The organism is Pedobacter changchengzhani, assembly GCF_004354365.1.
Classification (GTDB): domain Bacteria; phylum Bacteroidota; class Bacteroidia; order Sphingobacteriales; family Sphingobacteriaceae; genus Pedobacter; species Pedobacter changchengzhani.
In genome coordinates this window covers 503,173-518,932 of record NZ_SJCY01000001.1, presented here as the reverse complement: position 1 = coordinate 518,932, position 15,760 = coordinate 503,173, and the positions used below count along the sequence as shown (strand labels likewise).

The window sequence follows — 15,760 nt, the reverse complement described above, 5'->3', positions numbered from 1 at the left end:
AACTCAAAAAAGAATGTTTAGAAAAGATTTAATTACTGCAGAAATACAAAGATTGGCAGAAGTTTTAGCTAGAATTATGGGTTTAAAACTAGAGGGTAATTTTGATGAGGCGCTTAGCGTTTTCAATGAAACGCTCAACAATGCTTTTTTGCTCCCCACTGAGGTTTTGGAAGATGATGATTTATCGGTTTTTGAAAATTGGTTGAATAATTCTGATTTACCTGCAGACAAATTAGACTCGTTGAGTGAGTTTTTATATTATGAACTTGGTGCTAGCGAAGAACGAAATAAAACCATTGCACCAAAACTCAATCTTATTTATAACTGCTTATCTAACAAACATAAAATTGTGCATTTGGTTAATTTTCATCGCCAAAATACCATAAAGCAATATTTATACAGTTAACAGTTCCAATTTTGAGCTACCAGTTGAAGGCTTGAGGGTGAACAAGATACGCACAACGATAAACGAACAACCAATGATCATAGAAAAATGGCGTAAAATCGCTTCCAAATATTTAGTTAAAGCACAATGGGCAACACTTCGAGTAGATACCTGTGAGCTACAAAGCGGCGCCATTAAAGATGATTATTATGTGCTCGAATACCCGAATTGGGTAAATGCTGTAGCACTAACAGAAGAAGGAAAAGTCATTATGGTTAGGCAATATCGCCATGCGGCAGATATTATTTCTTTAGAAATTCCAGGTGGCGTAATGGATGGAGATGAAGCACCTGAATTTGCCATAAAACGAGAATTACAAGAAGAAACGGGATATACTTTTAAAACCTGTAAATTGGTGGCAACGCTTTATCCCAATCCAGCAACATCCAATAACAAAACATTTACTTACGTTTTAACGGGAGGTATTAAAACCCATGCCCAGCATTTAGATGAGCATGAGATTTTAAACGTAGAAGAATATACAATTGACGAAGTAAAGCAGTTGTTAAAAGACAATAAAATTGATCAAGCGTTGCACGTAGCAGGATTATTTTACGGTTTGGCTGAGTTGTAGTTTTGCCAAATACAGATTAAAACAAGAAAGCCTCGAACAAAATTCGAGGCTTTTTTTTTAATCCTTTTGAGAAAACTGACCGTTTAACCTTAAACCCTCTAGCTTTCTACCCTAAACCTTATCTTAGCTCATCTTCAGTTTTTTCTGAATATCGTTTACATAAGCTTTAAATTTCTTATCGGTATCAATTAAATCTTCAACGGTTTGGCAAGCATAAATCACCGTACTGTGGTCTCTTCCACCGAAAAATGCACCGATTGTTTTTAGTGATGATTTAGTGTGACTTTTTGAAAGGTACATCGAAATTTGGCGGGCTTGTACAATTTCGCGTTTACGTGTTTGCGATTTTACCATATCGATAGGCACTTCGAAATACTCGCAAACCAATTTCTGTATGTATTCCATCGAAATCTCTTTTGTGGTATTTTTAATGAAGTTCTTCAGCATTAGTTTTGCTAAATTCAAATCAATTTCTTTTTTATTTAAAGTAGATTGAGCCAATAAAGAAACCATTGCGCCCTCTAACTCACGTACATTATTATCAATATTATGTGCCACATATTCTACAACTTCCTCAGGTAATTCTATACCATCGGCGTACATTTTCTTTCTAAGTATGGCAATTCTTGTTTCCAAATCAGGGATTTGCAAATCTGCTGATAAACCCCACTTAAAACGACTTAATAAACGTTCTTCTAAACCAGCTAAATCTTTCGGTGCTTTATCCGACGTAAGAATCACTTGTTTACCCGATTGATGTAAATGATTGAAAATATGGAAGAAAATATCTTGTGTTTTTTCTTTCCCCGCAAAGTTATGTACATCATCCATGATGATTACGTCCATCGCTTGGTAAAAGTTAACAAAATCGTTAATGGTATTATTCTTTAATGAATCTACAAATTGTTGACAGAATTTCTCACAGCTTACATAAATAACCAATTTATCGGGCATGCTGCGTTTAATCTCATTACCAATCGCTTGCGCTAAGTGGGTTTTACCTAAGCCGACGCCACCATAAATCATCAATGGATTAAAAGATGTACCGCCTGGTTTTGCTGCAACAGCATAACCTGCCGAACGTGCTAAACGGTTGCAATCGCCCTCAATATAATTATCAAAAGTATAATTAGAATTTAATTGTGGATCAACATTCAATTTCTTCAAACCTGGAATGATAAAAGGATTTTTAATGTCCTTGTTTATCGAAACCGGAATTGGCATAGACTGAATTTTCGCTTCTGCCCCATTTCCGTTTGAAGGCATATTCGTGGTATAAGGACTACCGCTGTTAGAAGATTTATCTACAACGATGTTATATTCCAACCGGCCATCTTCGCCGATTTGTTTTTTTACAGTTTTACGAAGAAGCCCAACATAGTGCTCTTCTAACCATTCGTAAAAGAATAAACTGGGCACCTGAATGGTTAAAACTTTACCTTCCAACTTAAGGGCAGTTATTGGCTCGAACCAAGTTTTAAAACTTTGGGCCGGAATATTATCCTTAATTATTTGAAGACAGTTTTTCCAAACTTCGGTACAAGTTTTTTCCATAGGTAATATCATAATTTATTGGTTTACAGCGCCGATACGGATTTACGGAATGGTCCTAATCGGGACTACGAATATTCAAAAAATTATCAACATTTTAAACAAAAATTTCAAATATTTCGTAACGTATTCATAAGCAGTAGCCTAACACGGTTAACCTAAATTTTTAGTGTGGATAACTATTTTTTGCCCACAATTAATATTCGCCAAAAGTTTTTCTCAATACATCGGCTATTTCACCCAAGGTAGCATATTCCTCTACAGCATTGATAATAAAAGGCATTAAATTTTGATCGCCTTTGCTGGCAATTTCCAATTTCTGCAATGCATCGTTAACCAAATCAGCATTTCTAAGCTTTTTTAGCGCGATTAATTTTTCTGTTTGAAGCTTACGAATCGATTCATCAATCCGAAGTACATCAGTAAAATTTTCTTCGGCCTTGGTAAACTTATTTACCCCAACAGATATTCGACTTCCGTCTTCAATTTCCTTTTGATACTCGTAGGCTGCACCAGAAATTTCCTGCTGCATGTAATCACTTTCTATCGCGTTTACCGAACCGCCCATCGCATCAATAATATCAATATATTTCCATGCTGCAGCCTCCACCTCATCGGTTAGGTTTTCCACAAAAAAGGAGCCTGCCAGCGGATCAACCGTATCAGTTACGCCACTTTCGAAAGCAATAATTTGTTGGGTACGCAAAGCGATTTTCGCTGCACCTTCTGTCGGCAATGTTAAAGCTTCATCGTAACCGTTGGTGTGTAAAGACTGCGTGCCACCTAAAACCGCAGCCATAGCCTGGTTGGTTACCCGTATTACATTATTTAAAGGTTGTTGGGCTGTTAACGTAGAGCCTCCGGTTTGGGTGTGAAACCGTAGCATTTGCGCTTTATCATCGGTAGCGCCTAAATCTTTAGTAATTTTTGCCCACATCCGCCTTGCGGCCCTAAATTTTGCAATTTCTTCGAAAAAATTATTGTGGCAATTAAAGAAGAACGACAATCGCTTTGCAAAAACATTTATATCCAATCCTTTGTCTATCGCAGCTTTTAAATAGGCTTTACCATTGGCCAAAGTAAAAGCAAGTTCCTGCACCGCAGTTGAGCCCGCCTCGCGGATGTGGTAACCCGAAATAGAGATGGTGTTCCATTTCGGCACTTCCTTACTGCAAAACTCAAAAATATCGGTAATAAGCCGCATAGATGGTTTTGGCGGGTAAATGTAAGTTCCACGTGCAGCATATTCTTTTAAAATATCGTTTTGAATGGTGCCAGAAATTTCTTTAATATCGGCGCCTTGCTTTTTTGCCAAAGCAATATACATAGCCAACAAAATAGATGCGGTGGCATTTATCGTCATTGAAGTAGTGATATTTTTTAGCTCAATGCCTTCGAACAGAATTTCGATGTCTTTTAACGAATCGATGGCCACACCAACTTTACCCACTTCACCATCGGCCATTTCGTGATCAGAATCATACCCAATTTGCGTTGGCAGATCAAACGCTACTGATAAGCCAGTTGTGCCTTGCGCAAGCAAATAATGGTATCGTTTGTTAGATTCTTCGGCGGTAGAAAAGCCTGCATATTGCCTCATTGTCCACAATCTTCCACGGTACATATCTTTCTGAATTCCTCTTGTAAAAGGATATTCTCCAGGTTTTTCATCAACTGCTTTTGCAACAGTATAAAGCTCTTTTATCTCGATGCCAGATGTTGTAATGTGTTTTTTGTTGGCCATAATGGATTAATAATTTAATACAAATTGGTGTTTTGAGCAACTAATTGAGCAATTGATAAACCTAAAAAATTAAAACAATCGTTGAATATCACGCTTAATCAATTCTATACTTAAATCGTAAGGATTTTGTTCTATTTCGGCCATGTGCTGTAAAATAACTTTACTCAATTCTATTCCGCTCGAATGGTTGGGCAAACCTTGAACCGCATTGTTAATCATCGCAATTGTATCATCTTTAAGTTTTCTTATAACCGTCCAATTTTCGCTGCTTACATATAGTTGTTGCGTAATATTGTGTTGATATTCTGTTCTAATTTCGTTTAAAATTACAGCATGTAAGGTAGAAATATCAATGCCTTGTTGGTGCAAACGAACGAGTAAATTTGCCGGGTTAATTCGATCGATAAAAATAATTAAACGCTCGTGTGCCTGAATGCGTAAGGGCAGAAAATGAGTTCTGTTCTCTTTATTTGTTTCAAATGCTCTTAAATTTAAAAATTTGCTCATATTTATTTTCAAAATATAATGAAAAGCAATAGCAGAAAGGGATATCCCAATTAGGATTGGAATTAGACTCATCAGTACAGGAACTAAATACATTTATTGTTTCTTTATGGTAAAATATCAGTAATATAAAGGCAAAAATGTGCATTATTATTTATATTTGTAATAGATAAAATTTAAATAACATGAGCACAACAGTTGATACTACATTTGCACCCGTTTCTTTTTCGCCAACAGCACACAAAGAGTTGTTAAAATTAAAAGACCAACAAGAAATTGGTGAAGATTATGGATTACGCGTGGGCGTTGAAGGTGGCGGTTGCTCAGGAATGAGTTACGTACTGGGTTTCGACCAAAAGAAAGATGGTGATCAAGAATTTAATATTGATGGCATCAGAGTTTTTATGAACAATGCACACCAAATGTATTTAATGGGCATGATGATTGAATGGAACGATGGTTTAAACTCTAGAGGATTTACATTTGTAAACCCAAATGCAAGTAGCACATGTGGTTGCGGCACTAGCTTTTCGGCATAAACAATTTTCTTTGTAACATATAGATTAGTCCCGGTGTCTTAACCTCGGGACTTTTTTTTTATTATTACGATAAAATTTTATCTTAATAACGTAAATTAGAGTTGAACCTACTTTATTGCTCGGCACTTATACATAAATAAATGAACTACAGAGAAAACGTTAGTTTAGCACTAGAATCTATTAAAAGTAACCGTTTACGTACTTTACTTACGGCAATGATTATTGCTTTTGGTTTAATGGCGCTAGTTGGAATATTAACAACTGTAGATGCGATTGAGCGAAAAATGACTGAGGCTTTTAGCAGTATGGGTGCCAATTCATTTACCATTAGAAACCGTGGTATAGGCATTAGAATTGGCAAGCCGGGCCAAAAACCCAAAACATTCGAAAGCATACGATATGAGCAGGCCATTAAGTTTAGAGATAGCTTAAAAGCACCTGCAACTGTAGCTGTAAGTGTGTTTGCCAGTAACGGATCTACGGTAAAATATGGCAGCGAAAAAACCAACCCTAATATTAACGTTCAAGGTATAGATCAAAACGGACTCGCTTCTCAAGCTTTGGCATTGGCCGAAGGCAGAGATTTTAGTCCGTACGAGTTGCAACTTGCGGGTAGCGTGTGTATTATTGGCAGCGAAATTGGCACTAAGCTTTTCAAAACTAAAAGCCCGCTAAATCAATTTGTAAATGTGGGCAATAATCGATTCAAAATCATCGGCGTTCTTGCCTCCAAAGGATCAAGTATTGGTTTTAGTGGCGATCGCTCCGTATATGTACCTCTGTTAAAAGCAAAACAGATCAATTCAAGTGCAAATCCATCTTACACGATAACCGTAATGGTATCGAACAACGATATAATGGAAAACGTTATTGGCGAAGCGACTGCTCTACTTAGAAACATTAGAAAAGTTAAAATTGGCAATACTAATAACTTCGAAATTATTAAAAGTGATGCCATCGCGCAAACGCTAATGGAAAACTTAGCCATTGTAATTTATGGTGGCGTTGGGGTAGGGATTATTACGCTTTTTGGCGCCTCTATCGGCTTAATGAACATTATGCTGGTATCAGTTACAGAACGTACACGAGAAATTGGTATCCGCAAGGCAATTGGGGCAAACCCAAAAGTAATTAGGCGACAATTTTTAATAGAAGCTGTTTTAATTTGCTTGATGGGCGGTGCTTTAGGAATATTTTTAGGGATAATGATCGGTAACCTCATTTCGCTAAGTATGAGTGGCTCATTTATAATACCATGGCTGTTTATTTTTGGCGGTTTTGCGCTGTGTATTTTGGTTGGTATCGCTTCGGGCTACTATCCTGCTAACAAAGCTTCAAAACTAGACCCCGTGGATGCATTAAGGTATGAGTAAATAACCCCCAAGAGAGATTTAAGCTCAAACTAATTCTTTCGGCAAATTCAGTTCAACTGCTTCTAACGCCATTTTAGAAGCATATATTTTAGTCAATAACGCGTTGAAATTTTCGGTTAGGTCAAATTGCAAATCGTCATGCAATTTTCTGAATTTGTTTAGTGTAATATTCGTAGTTTTTAAATAGAAAGAAACAAACAAGAAACTAAAATCTCTATACCCATAACTACCCTTTTTATATTCGGTAGGGATAGCATTCAGCACGTAAATTTTAAGTTCCACTTCGCCAAAAGTATCTTTTGTTACCTTATAAAAATGATTAACCGCTGTAATCATTTTACGTACTTTGGCCAATGCTTCTTTTGCGTTTAATTTTTTAAGTTCGGCAATTGAATCATCTATCGATATCTTTATTTCTTCTTTCCTAATCTCCAAATCACTTTCATCCTCAAGCAATTTATAATGAAGATGCTCGGTTAGCACCTTATCTTTAGCAACAAGACGCAACAATAACTTATCTTTTTCTTTAATAGGAAGATCTGTTATTGCTGTTTTTAAATCTTTGTGCTCGGCTAATTTCATCTATTAAACTTCGTTTGGGAGTTGTAAAGCTTCCAAATATTCCTTTATGGCTGTTTTATTTGCATAATCTAAAACCATGTTTATCCTATCTCTAAAATCAAATTGTAAATCTTCATGCAACTTTACATACTTCTCCAGAACGTTTTTAACCCGACCAGCAAAATAGGCCAACAACTTTTCTGAATGTCTGGTTCGTTTTAGAAACAAAATGTTTGCGCTACAATTGATAATACCCTCCAAAATATAAACCCTGAGTTCTACTTCGCTTATTTTGTGTTTTGTAATGAGTACATGTTCATTAACTAGACCGCTCATTTCTCTCACATCCATCATAAAATATCCGGGCGAGTAATTACGTTCTTGTGAAAGATATTTATCAATCCAAGATATTTTTTTATCAATCTCGATTTTAACATTATCCACCCTATTATCTAAATCGCGCTCGTCTTCCAACAATTTATACTCAAGCTGAAACACAAGAATTGGGTCTTTACTAATAAGTTTCAAAAGCAGTTTATCCTTTTCTGCCGGAGGCAAATCGATAACCGCTTTTTTTAGTAATGGAATTTGATCAATCAGCATCTCAACTTAAAGTTAAAAAGGATTTGATTTTATGTATTTTTCCCATTCCCATGCAGAGCGCATCATTTCATTCAAATCTAATGCTGCTTTCCAGCCTAAAAGTGAGTTAGATTTTGCTACATCGCCGTAAATTTTTTCGATATCACCTTCTCTTCTCGCACCAATTTGATATTTCAATGTTTCGCCTGTTGTAGATTCAAAAGCTTTAATAATTTCTAAAACCGAAGAACCTTTTCCTGTGCCAATATTAAAAATTTCGTAATTACCATCTGCCTCTCCAGCCTCCATTCTTTTAATGGCGGCAACATGGGCTTTTGCCAAATCAACTACGTGGATATAATCGCGAATTGCAGAACCATCCGGTGTATCATAATCATTGCCGTAAACCGTTATAGGACCACGTTTACCAATTGCCGACTGCGTAATAAACGGAACCAAATTAGCAGGAACACCATTTGGAAGTTCGCCAATTAAAGCTGTTTTATGCGCACCAACTGGATTAAAATAACGCAAAGCGATTACATTCAAATCTGGCGTAACGGCTGCCGTTTCAGTTAATATTTCTTCGGCAATTTGCTTGGTATTGCCATAAGGCGATTCAGCTTGCTTTACTTTTGCACTTTCGGTAACTGGCAAAGTATCTGGCTGACCGTAAACCGTACATGATGAAGAAAAAACAAAGTTAATTTTCTTATTAAAACTGATGAGCAGATTTATTAAGCTGAAGAAATTATTGCGATAATATTTTAAAGGATTTTGTACTGATTCTCCAACAGCTTTAGAGGCTGCAAAATGAATTATCCCGCTAATATCCGTATGGGCAAGCGCAAATGCTTTTACCTTTTCTTCATTACATAAATCAAATTGATGAAAAGTAGGTCTGATACCAATTATTGCTTCAATTTGATCTAAAATTTTGATGTTAGAATTAGACAAATCATCCACAATTACAACCTGGTAACCCGCATTGTGTAGTTCTACCACAGTATGCGAACCAATATATCCGGTGCCACCGGTAACTAATATTTTAGACATGTTATTTATTATATTTATGAAAATCTTTGTGATCTATTTTGGCAAGCGCCTCTGCCGGTAACGATTTAAAATAATCGTAAGTAATTTTTAATCCTTCTGCCCTATTTACCTTTGGTTCCCAATTTAAAATTGCTCTTGCTTTAGTAATATCTGGTCGGCGTTGCTTCGGGTCATCTTGCGGGAGTTCTTGATAAACAATTTTTTGAGTGGTTCCAGTTAACTTAATAATTTCCTCGCAAAACTGTTTTATGGTAATTTCATCGGGGTTACCAATGTTAACTGGCTGTGCGTAATCGCTCATCAACAAACGATAAATACCTTCAATCAAATCATCAACATAGCAAAAAGAACGTGTTTGCGAACCATCTCCGAAAATAGTTAAATCCTCTCCGCGTAATGCTTGCCCGATAAACGCAGGCAAAACCCTCCCGTCATTTAAACGCATTCTTGGTCCGTAAGTATTAAATATACGCACAATTCTGGTTTCCAAACCATGAAAGGTATGGTAAGCCATTGTTATAGCTTCCTGAAAACGTTTTGCTTCATCATAAACGCCCCTTGGCCCAACGGGATTAACGTTACCCCAATACTCTTCAGGTTGCGGGTTTACGATTGGATCGCCATAAACTTCGGATGTAGATGCAATAAGCATACGAGCACCTTTTGTTTTTGCTAAACCTAGTAAATTATGTGTACCTAAAGAACCTACTTTTAAAGTCTGTATTGGAATTTTTAAATAATCTATCGGACTTGCAGGCGATGCAAAATGCAAGATATAATCTAACTCGCCAGAAACGTGAACAAATTTTGATACATCATGGTTGTAAAACTCGAAGTTTTCTAGTTTAAAAAGATGTTCAATATTATTTAAATCGCCAGTAATTAAATTATCCATACCAATTACATGGTAATTTTCTTTAATAAAGCGATCGCATAGATGCGAGCCCAAAAACCCTGCAGCGCCGGTAATTAAAATCCTACGCCTAACCCCTAACCCCTCCGCCCCTAAAGGGGAACTTGAATTTCTATCGTTCATGTAATATTTTATACTCCTTATATCCTATTTGCTATTCCCACTTTGCCTTTCACCTTCCCTTTTGGGGATTTGATTGTTTTTTCCCCATACTTTTCACCTTCCCTTTAGGGCCTGCCTGCCGGACAGGCAGGGTTGGGGGTTATTTTTTTGCGCCCAATGCTATTATAGTAATAACCTAAATCAATCATCTTTTCTAAATCGTATAAATTCCGACCGTCAAAGATTACCTTATTTTTTAAAATTCGATCTATCTTTTCAAAATCTGGATTACGAAAAACAGACCATTCCGTAACGATTAAAAGTGCATCAGCGTTTTCTAAAGCCTCATATTGGTTAGTTGCATAGTTTACTTTACTTCCCATTAAAGCTTGAATATTTTCCATTGCCTCGGGATCAAAAACAGTAACAGTAGCACCGCTTTCAATTAAAGCATCAATAATATATAATGCTGGTGCCTCACGGATATCATCCGTTTCTGGCTTAAAAGCTAAACCCCAAAGTGCAAAATGCTTTCCTTTAATATCATTTTTATAATATTTTAAAATTTTATCAACTAGAATTGTTTTTTGTCGCTCGTTAACTTCCATAACTGATTTAAGGATTTGGAAACTATAATTATAATCATCAGATGATTTTACAAGCGCTTGAACATCTTTAGGAAAGCAAGAACCTCCGTAACCAACACCAGGAAAAAGAAATCGTTTCCCAATTCGTTCGTCAGAACCGATACCTCTTCTAACGGCATCTACATCGGCACCAACCAATTCGCAAAGGTTAGCTACCTCATTCATAAACGTAATTTTCGTAGCTAAAAATGAATTTGCTGCATACTTAGTTAATTCAGATGAGCGTTCATCCATAAAAAGAATTGGATTGCCTTGACGAACATAAGGCGCATAAAGATCGGCCATTAATTTTTTCGCTCTATCGCTTTTTGTACCTAAAACCACGCGATCAGGCTTCATAAAATCCTCAACAGCAACACCTTCGCGTAAAAACTCTGGATTCGAAACCACATCAACTTCAATATTGGTATTTTCGGTAAAAACAGCTTTAACTTTATCTGCCGTGCCAACAGGAACAGTAGATTTATTTACGATGACTTTATATTCGGTAATGAGTTTTGAAATATCTTTTGCAGCGCCTAAAATATATGATAAATCAGCAGCACCATCACCGCCCGGGGGCGTAGGTAAAGCCATAAAGATAATCTGAGCATCTTTAATAGCATCTGCCAAATTAGTCGTAAATATTAACCTACCTTGTTCTATATTTCGGTGAAAAAGCAAATCGAGCCCGGGTTCGTAAATTGGCACTTGCCCATCTTGCATTTTCTTAACCTTCGCTTCATTTATATCAACACAAATTACGTCGTTACCAGTTTCTGCTAAACAAGTTCCTGTTACTAAACCAACGTATCCGGTACCAATTACGGCTATCTTCATCTTATTTTTGAGCTTTTTAAATATATTCGGTTTATATTGCCACGAAGATAAGAATTTACTACCAATGCTTTTGCTTTATACCTTAGGAATCAGAATTTACGGCTTAATAATTTGGATATTTTCATTTTTTAATGAGAAAGCTCAATTATTTACTAACGGTAGAAAAAATATATTCGAGCAGATCGAAAGCAAAATAAACCCCACCGAAAAACACATCTGGTTTCATTTTGCATCATTAGGAGAATTTGAACAAGGCCGCACTGTTATAGAAAAAATAAAGGCTATTCATCTAAATAAAAAAATTGTAATTACGTTCTTTTCGCCTTCGGGATATGAAATAAGGAAAAGTTATGCCTTAGCTGAGGGCGTATTTTATTTACCTTTGGATACGAAACGGAATGCAAAACGTTTCGTAAAAGCCATAAACCCAGAAATGGCGATTTTTACAAAATACGAATTTTGGTATTTTTATTTTGATGAACTACGTAAGCAAAACATTCCATTATATATCATATCAGGTATTTTTAGAGAAAAGCAAATCTTTTTCAAATGGTACGGAAGCTTTTACCGGAGAATTTTAAACTGCGTGACTTATTTTTTTGTGCAAAATGAAGAAAGTGAAAAGCTTCTAAATTCCATTGGCTTAAATAATGTTGCGGTAAGTGGCGATACGCGTTTTGACCGAGTTTGTGAAAATGCGCAAGAACCTAAACAAATACCATTGATAGAGGATTTTATAGGCAACTCGACGGCCATAGTTTGCGGAAGTACTTGGCCTGATGATGAAAAATTATTAGCTAAACTTGCACAACAAAATCCCGATTGGAAATTCATAATTGCACCACATGAAATTGATGAAAATCATTTAGAGAGCATAGAAAATCTATTTTCAGGTAGCTGTATCAGATTCTCAAAACTCAAATCTCAAATCTCAAATCTCATTCCGACAGCTCACGGAACTAGTCCTTCAACACTAAACTCTCAATCCTCAACCTTAATAATTGATAACATTGGGATGCTTTCTTCGCTATATCAATATGGAAAAATTGCTTACATAGGCGGTGGCTTTGGCGCTGGAATACACAATACTTTAGAAGCTGTGGCGTTTGGCCTACCTATAATTTTCGGGCCAAAATATGATAAATTTCAAGAAGCAAAAGACTTAATTTCGATTGGCGTAGCCAAAAGTATTACAACAGACGCTGAATTAATTTCTGCATTTGATGGCTTTAAAGAAAATGATTTGTTATCAACCAAAGCGAGTGAATATGTGAAAAATAAAAAAGGAGCTACAGAAATGATTTTAGATAAAATCAGCTTTTAATTCTACCATTAGCCATTCATATTAGTTGTATTCACCAAATTCAGATAAGATTCGTGATCCAATTACAATACCATAATTCAAGTTAAAACAAATATTTTCGTCTTAAAGTACTGCCATTTCTGCCAATGCTTCAATAAATTTAGGGTGATCGTTCAAACTTTCTACCAACTGCACATGCTCCCCGCCTAATTCTCTAAACTCTTCATGGTATTCTACTGTGATTTCATAAAGGGTTTCTAAACAATCGGCTACAAAAGCAGGACTAAAAACCAATAATCTCTTTTTGCCTTCACCTGCTAACTTCTTCAAAACATCAGTAGTGTAAGGTTGCACCCAAGGTTCTTTACCCAATCGAGATTGGAAACAAACTGTGTAACCATCTTTAGCAATACCCAATTCTTCAGCCAATAATCTAGCCGTATCATGCCCTTGTGCCGAATAACAAAATTTGTTAGTATCGTTAAAAGTTTTACAGCAATCGGCAGTTTTTAAGCAGTAATTACTAGTGTGATCACATTTCAACAATTGGCGCTCTGGCAACCCATGGAAACTGAAAAGTACATGGTCGTAACTTTTCAAATCGTGTTTTCTAGCGTTTTCAGCAAAAATTTCGATCATTTTTTTATTATCATGAAACGAATTTACAAACGATATTGGCGGTATGGTTTGCCATTTACTAACCAATTCCATTACCAATTGCATTACAGAACCTGTACTTGCAGATGCATATTGAGGAAACATTGGAATAACTTTAATACTTTCTACCAAGCCCGCTTTTAAAGTTGCCAAAGCGCTTTCTATCGAGGGTGTTTGGTATCTCATGGCCAATTCTACATGGTAATCGTCGCCCAATTTTTCTTGTAGCAGTTTAGCTTGGATTTTACTGTAATGAAATAATGGAGAACCGTTTTCATCCCATATTGCTTTATATAATTTTGCAGTTTTAGGACTACGAAAAGGAACAATAATTCCTTTAACCAACAAAGTGCGCTTAAATTTAGGAATATCAATCACACGTTCATCCATTAAAAATTGATCGAGATATTTTCTGATATCTTTCGTCTCCGGACTATCAGGTGTACCTAAATTTACCAGTAAAATTCCTTTTTTGCTCATTTAAATAAAGAATATGTTTGTGTGCAAATATCGTGTTTTTATTGTGTTGTACCTATCCATAAATGATGATTCATGGCATAATTTCGTCAAAAAATAGAGGTTTAATTAAAACTATTAATCTTGATTTGATTAATATTAACTGAGAAGCATTGACTTAAGCCACCAAGTATCAATGCAAACGCTTTAATTTTTTTTGGCTAAAGCCGACAACATGTTTAACAAATATCCGTCGGTTAAAACCGACCGCAATAGAAAGACCAATAGCACCGAAGCTAATCAATCCCACCAATTATTGTATCCAACTGAGGTTTTTAGAAAAATATTTTATTACTATTTAGTAGTGTACAATTGCCACCACGGCATACCCGGCTTTTGATGGTGCTCTAAATGATACCCAAAAAAATAGCAACTTATAAAAGCTAAAAAATGATTTTTGCTCAAGGTTGAGGAATGATATTCGTTGGCGTGTTCTCCTTTGTGTGGAATATAAGTTCCGAAATAAAACAGCTGGAAAGTACTTAAAAGCGAAGGCAAAACCCAGAAAAGCAATAAATTAGTTTGATCAACCCAAATTTTTAAAACATTGAAGGCTACGGCCATAATAATAAGTTGCAGCACATTTACGTAGTTTAACATAAAACTGAAATACCACCTCCAAAAGCCATAAGGCGCATAATCGGGGTCGTTTTTAGTATGTACGTGATTGTGGTGATTATGGTGTTTTGCCAATAAACGATTATAAAAAAAGCCAGCGTATAAGAATACGGCCAAAGCACCCAAAAAGTTATTTATAGTTTTATTAGATGAAACCGTTCCATGCATGGCATCATGAGCAGTGATAAACAAGCCCGTATAGAGATGCATTTGCACCAAAACCATTAAATAAACCAAGGGATTAGTCCAAGAAAACTTCCAATTTAAAAGGAAATAAAGAGATACACCCCAACAGATTAAGACTGTAAGCGCAATAAAAATCCCTGTATTTGAAGCCTTAGTTTTCAATAAATATTAGCTTTTAAATCAATTAAAACAAGAACAGTATTTATCGCAATCGTAAAAGCTAAAACTGCTCTAAAGCATTTTTTACTTTTTCCATTAGCCACATTGGCGTAGAAGTGGCGCCACAAATACCAACTTTATCACTTTCGGCAAACCAATTTTGATCTATTTCTTCTACACTAGAAACAAAATACGATTCATTGTTATACTTTTTACAAACATCATAAAGTACTTTTCCGTTAGAGGACTTTTTACCTGAAACGAAAATAATTTTATTATAATTTACAACGAAGTTTTCTAACTCTTGGTAACGGTTAGATACCTGCCTGCAGATTGTATCGTTGGCTTTTACATCGTAACCGCGTTGAATAAGTTCATCTTTTATGTGGTAAAACTTATCTGTACTTTTTGTAGTTTGGCTATACAATGTAAATTTTTGTGGCAAAGTAACGTTATCTAGTTCTGCCAAATCCTGAAAAACAATTGCTTGTCCGTTAGTTTGGCCCTGTAAAGCAATTACTTCGGCATGCCCATGTTTGCCAAAAATTAAAATTTGTTCATCATCATCATGCGAGTTTTTTATGCGGTTTTGCAACTTTAAAACCACAGGGCATGATGCATCAATAAGGGTTAAATTATTATTTAAGGCAAGCTCGTAAGTAGATGGAGCTTCACCGTGTGCTCTAATTAATACCTTTTCGTTTTTTAAATTTTTTAAAAATTCATGATCGATAATTTTCAGACCTCGCTTTGTTAAGCGCTGTACCTCTTCGTCATTGTGCACAATATCGCCCAAACAGTATAAATAACCTTCATTATCTAAAATATCTTCGGCCATTTCTATTGCGTAAACCACACCGAAACAAAACCCAGATGACTTATCAATATTAACGTTTAAATTATAACTCATT

General features: G+C 35.8%; 16 protein-coding genes. 5 read left to right on the top strand and 11 right to left on the bottom strand.

The genetic code is table 11. The features are described 5' to 3' along the window. The first annotated feature begins 13 nt into the window (after nt 1-13). On the top strand, nt 14-406 hold the full coding sequence (locus tag EZJ43_RS02310; RefSeq protein WP_133261038.1) for a hypothetical protein: 393 nt from the start codon (nt 14-16) through the stop codon (nt 404-406). Between the two features lie 73 nt (nt 407-479). Then, complete coding sequence (locus EZJ43_RS02305) at nt 480-1,019, top strand: NUDIX hydrolase (RefSeq protein WP_133261037.1); 540 nt, start codon at nt 480-482, stop codon at nt 1,017-1,019. Between the two features lie 123 nt (nt 1,020-1,142). Here the strand turns inward: EZJ43_RS02305 and dnaA are convergent, their stop codons facing one another. From dnaA to EZJ43_RS02290, 3 genes are all read right to left on the bottom strand, one after another. Continuing rightward, nucleotides 1,143-2,573: a chromosomal replication initiator protein DnaA gene (dnaA, locus tag EZJ43_RS02300; RefSeq protein WP_133261036.1), complete on the bottom strand. Its 1,431-nt coding sequence runs from the start codon at nt 2,571-2,573 to the stop codon at nt 1,143-1,145. Between the two features lie 193 nt (nt 2,574-2,766). Further along, nucleotides 2,767-4,314, bottom strand: a complete 1,548-nt coding sequence (locus EZJ43_RS02295; RefSeq protein WP_133261035.1) for an acyl-CoA mutase large subunit family protein — start codon at nt 4,312-4,314, stop codon at nt 2,767-2,769. A 69-nt stretch (nt 4,315-4,383) separates the two neighbouring features. Further along, complete coding sequence (locus EZJ43_RS02290; RefSeq protein ID WP_449406366.1) at nt 4,384-4,893, bottom strand: DUF7935 family protein; 510 nt, start codon at nt 4,891-4,893, stop codon at nt 4,384-4,386. A 110-nt stretch (nt 4,894-5,003) separates the two neighbouring features. Here EZJ43_RS02290 and EZJ43_RS02285 point away from each other — a divergent pair, with 110 nt between their 5' ends. Together EZJ43_RS02285 and EZJ43_RS02280 are read left to right on the top strand one after the other, a co-directional pair. Beyond that, nucleotides 5,004-5,357 carry a HesB/IscA family protein gene (locus EZJ43_RS02285; RefSeq protein WP_133261033.1) on the top strand — a complete coding sequence of 118 codons (354 nt, stop codon included), beginning with the start codon at nt 5,004-5,006 and terminating at the stop codon, nt 5,355-5,357. Nucleotides 5,358-5,497: 140 nt separating this feature from the next. Continuing rightward, the gene (locus EZJ43_RS02280) at nt 5,498-6,730 is read left to right on the top strand and encodes an ABC transporter permease (RefSeq protein WP_133261032.1); all 1,233 of its coding nucleotides are present in this window, start codon (nt 5,498-5,500) and stop codon (nt 6,728-6,730) included. 24 nt (nt 6,731-6,754) lie between these two features. Here EZJ43_RS02280 and EZJ43_RS02275 read toward each other — a convergent pair whose 3' ends face one another. From EZJ43_RS02275 to EZJ43_RS02255, 5 genes are all read right to left on the bottom strand, one after another. Further along, the gene (locus EZJ43_RS02275; protein WP_133261031.1) at nt 6,755-7,312 is read right to left on the bottom strand and encodes a hypothetical protein; all 558 of its coding nucleotides are present in this window, start codon (nt 7,310-7,312) and stop codon (nt 6,755-6,757) included. A gap of 3 nt (nt 7,313-7,315) precedes the next feature. Next, complete coding sequence (locus EZJ43_RS02270) at nt 7,316-7,894, bottom strand: hypothetical protein (RefSeq protein WP_133261030.1); 579 nt, start codon at nt 7,892-7,894, stop codon at nt 7,316-7,318. Between the two features lie 12 nt (nt 7,895-7,906). Next, complete coding sequence (gene galE / locus EZJ43_RS02265; RefSeq protein WP_133261029.1) at nt 7,907-8,929, bottom strand: UDP-glucose 4-epimerase GalE; 1,023 nt, start codon at nt 8,927-8,929, stop codon at nt 7,907-7,909. A 1-nt stretch (nt 8,930) separates the two neighbouring features. Next, a complete protein-coding gene (locus EZJ43_RS02260) occupies nt 8,931-9,965 on the bottom strand; it encodes a UDP-glucuronic acid decarboxylase family protein (protein WP_133261028.1) in 1,035 nt (344 codons plus the stop codon). A gap of 104 nt (nt 9,966-10,069) precedes the next feature. Then, complete coding sequence (locus tag EZJ43_RS02255) at nt 10,070-11,410, bottom strand: UDP-glucose dehydrogenase family protein (RefSeq protein ID WP_133261027.1); 1,341 nt, start codon at nt 11,408-11,410, stop codon at nt 10,070-10,072. A gap of 64 nt (nt 11,411-11,474) precedes the next feature. On the opposite strand from EZJ43_RS02255, the gene EZJ43_RS02250 reads away from it, so the two are divergent. Next, complete coding sequence (locus EZJ43_RS02250) at nt 11,475-12,734, top strand: 3-deoxy-D-manno-octulosonic acid transferase (protein WP_133261026.1); 1,260 nt, start codon at nt 11,475-11,477, stop codon at nt 12,732-12,734. A 102-nt stretch (nt 12,735-12,836) separates the two neighbouring features. On the opposite strand, the gene hemH is transcribed toward EZJ43_RS02250, so the two are convergent. The 3 genes from hemH to EZJ43_RS02235 form a co-directional block, all read right to left on the bottom strand. Then, complete coding sequence (gene hemH, locus EZJ43_RS02245; RefSeq protein WP_133261025.1) at nt 12,837-13,850, bottom strand: ferrochelatase; 1,014 nt, start codon at nt 13,848-13,850, stop codon at nt 12,837-12,839. 330 nt (nt 13,851-14,180) lie between these two features. Next, complete coding sequence (locus EZJ43_RS02240; protein ID WP_262708847.1) at nt 14,181-14,741, bottom strand: fatty acid desaturase; 561 nt, start codon at nt 14,739-14,741, stop codon at nt 14,181-14,183. Nucleotides 14,742-14,910: 169 nt separating this feature from the next. Then, the gene (locus EZJ43_RS02235) at nt 14,911-15,759 is read right to left on the bottom strand and encodes a 4-hydroxy-3-methylbut-2-enyl diphosphate reductase (RefSeq protein WP_133261023.1); all 849 of its coding nucleotides are present in this window, start codon (nt 15,757-15,759) and stop codon (nt 14,911-14,913) included. Nucleotide 15,760: the final 1 nt, after the last annotated feature.

Bases quoted from the DNA above. Each gene is read 5' to 3' on its own strand.
- EZJ43_RS02310 (WP_133261038.1), top strand. From the start codon at position 14: ATGTTTAGAAAAGATTTAATTACTGCAGAAATACAAAGATTGGCAGAA.
- EZJ43_RS02305 (WP_133261037.1), top strand. From the start codon at position 480: ATGATCATAGAAAAATGGCGTAAAATCGCTTCCAAATATTTAGTTAAA.
- dnaA (WP_133261036.1), bottom strand. From the start codon at position 2,573: ATGGAAAAAACTTGTACCGAAGTTTGGAAAAACTGTCTTCAAATAATT.
- EZJ43_RS02295 (WP_133261035.1), bottom strand. From the start codon at position 4,314: ATGGCCAACAAAAAACACATTACAACATCTGGCATCGAGATAAAAGAG.
- EZJ43_RS02290 (WP_449406366.1), bottom strand. From the start codon at position 4,893: ATGAGTCTAATTCCAATCCTAATTGGGATATCCCTTTCTGCTATTGCT.
- EZJ43_RS02285 (WP_133261033.1), top strand. From the start codon at position 5,004: ATGAGCACAACAGTTGATACTACATTTGCACCCGTTTCTTTTTCGCCA.
- EZJ43_RS02280 (WP_133261032.1), top strand. From the start codon at position 5,498: ATGAACTACAGAGAAAACGTTAGTTTAGCACTAGAATCTATTAAAAGT.
- EZJ43_RS02275 (WP_133261031.1), bottom strand. From the start codon at position 7,312: ATGAAATTAGCCGAGCACAAAGATTTAAAAACAGCAATAACAGATCTT.
- EZJ43_RS02270 (WP_133261030.1), bottom strand. From the start codon at position 7,894: ATGCTGATTGATCAAATTCCATTACTAAAAAAAGCGGTTATCGATTTG.
- galE (WP_133261029.1), bottom strand. From the start codon at position 8,929: ATGTCTAAAATATTAGTTACCGGTGGCACCGGATATATTGGTTCGCAT.
- EZJ43_RS02260 (WP_133261028.1), bottom strand. From the start codon at position 9,965: ATGAACGATAGAAATTCAAGTTCCCCTTTAGGGGCGGAGGGGTTAGGG.
- EZJ43_RS02255 (WP_133261027.1), bottom strand. From the start codon at position 11,410: ATGAAGATAGCCGTAATTGGTACCGGATACGTTGGTTTAGTAACAGGA.
- EZJ43_RS02250 (WP_133261026.1), top strand. From the start codon at position 11,475: ATGCTTTTGCTTTATACCTTAGGAATCAGAATTTACGGCTTAATAATT.
- hemH (WP_133261025.1), bottom strand. From the start codon at position 13,850: ATGAGCAAAAAAGGAATTTTACTGGTAAATTTAGGTACACCTGATAGT.
- EZJ43_RS02235 (WP_133261023.1), bottom strand. From the start codon at position 15,759: ATGAGTTATAATTTAAACGTTAATATTGATAAGTCATCTGGGTTTTGT.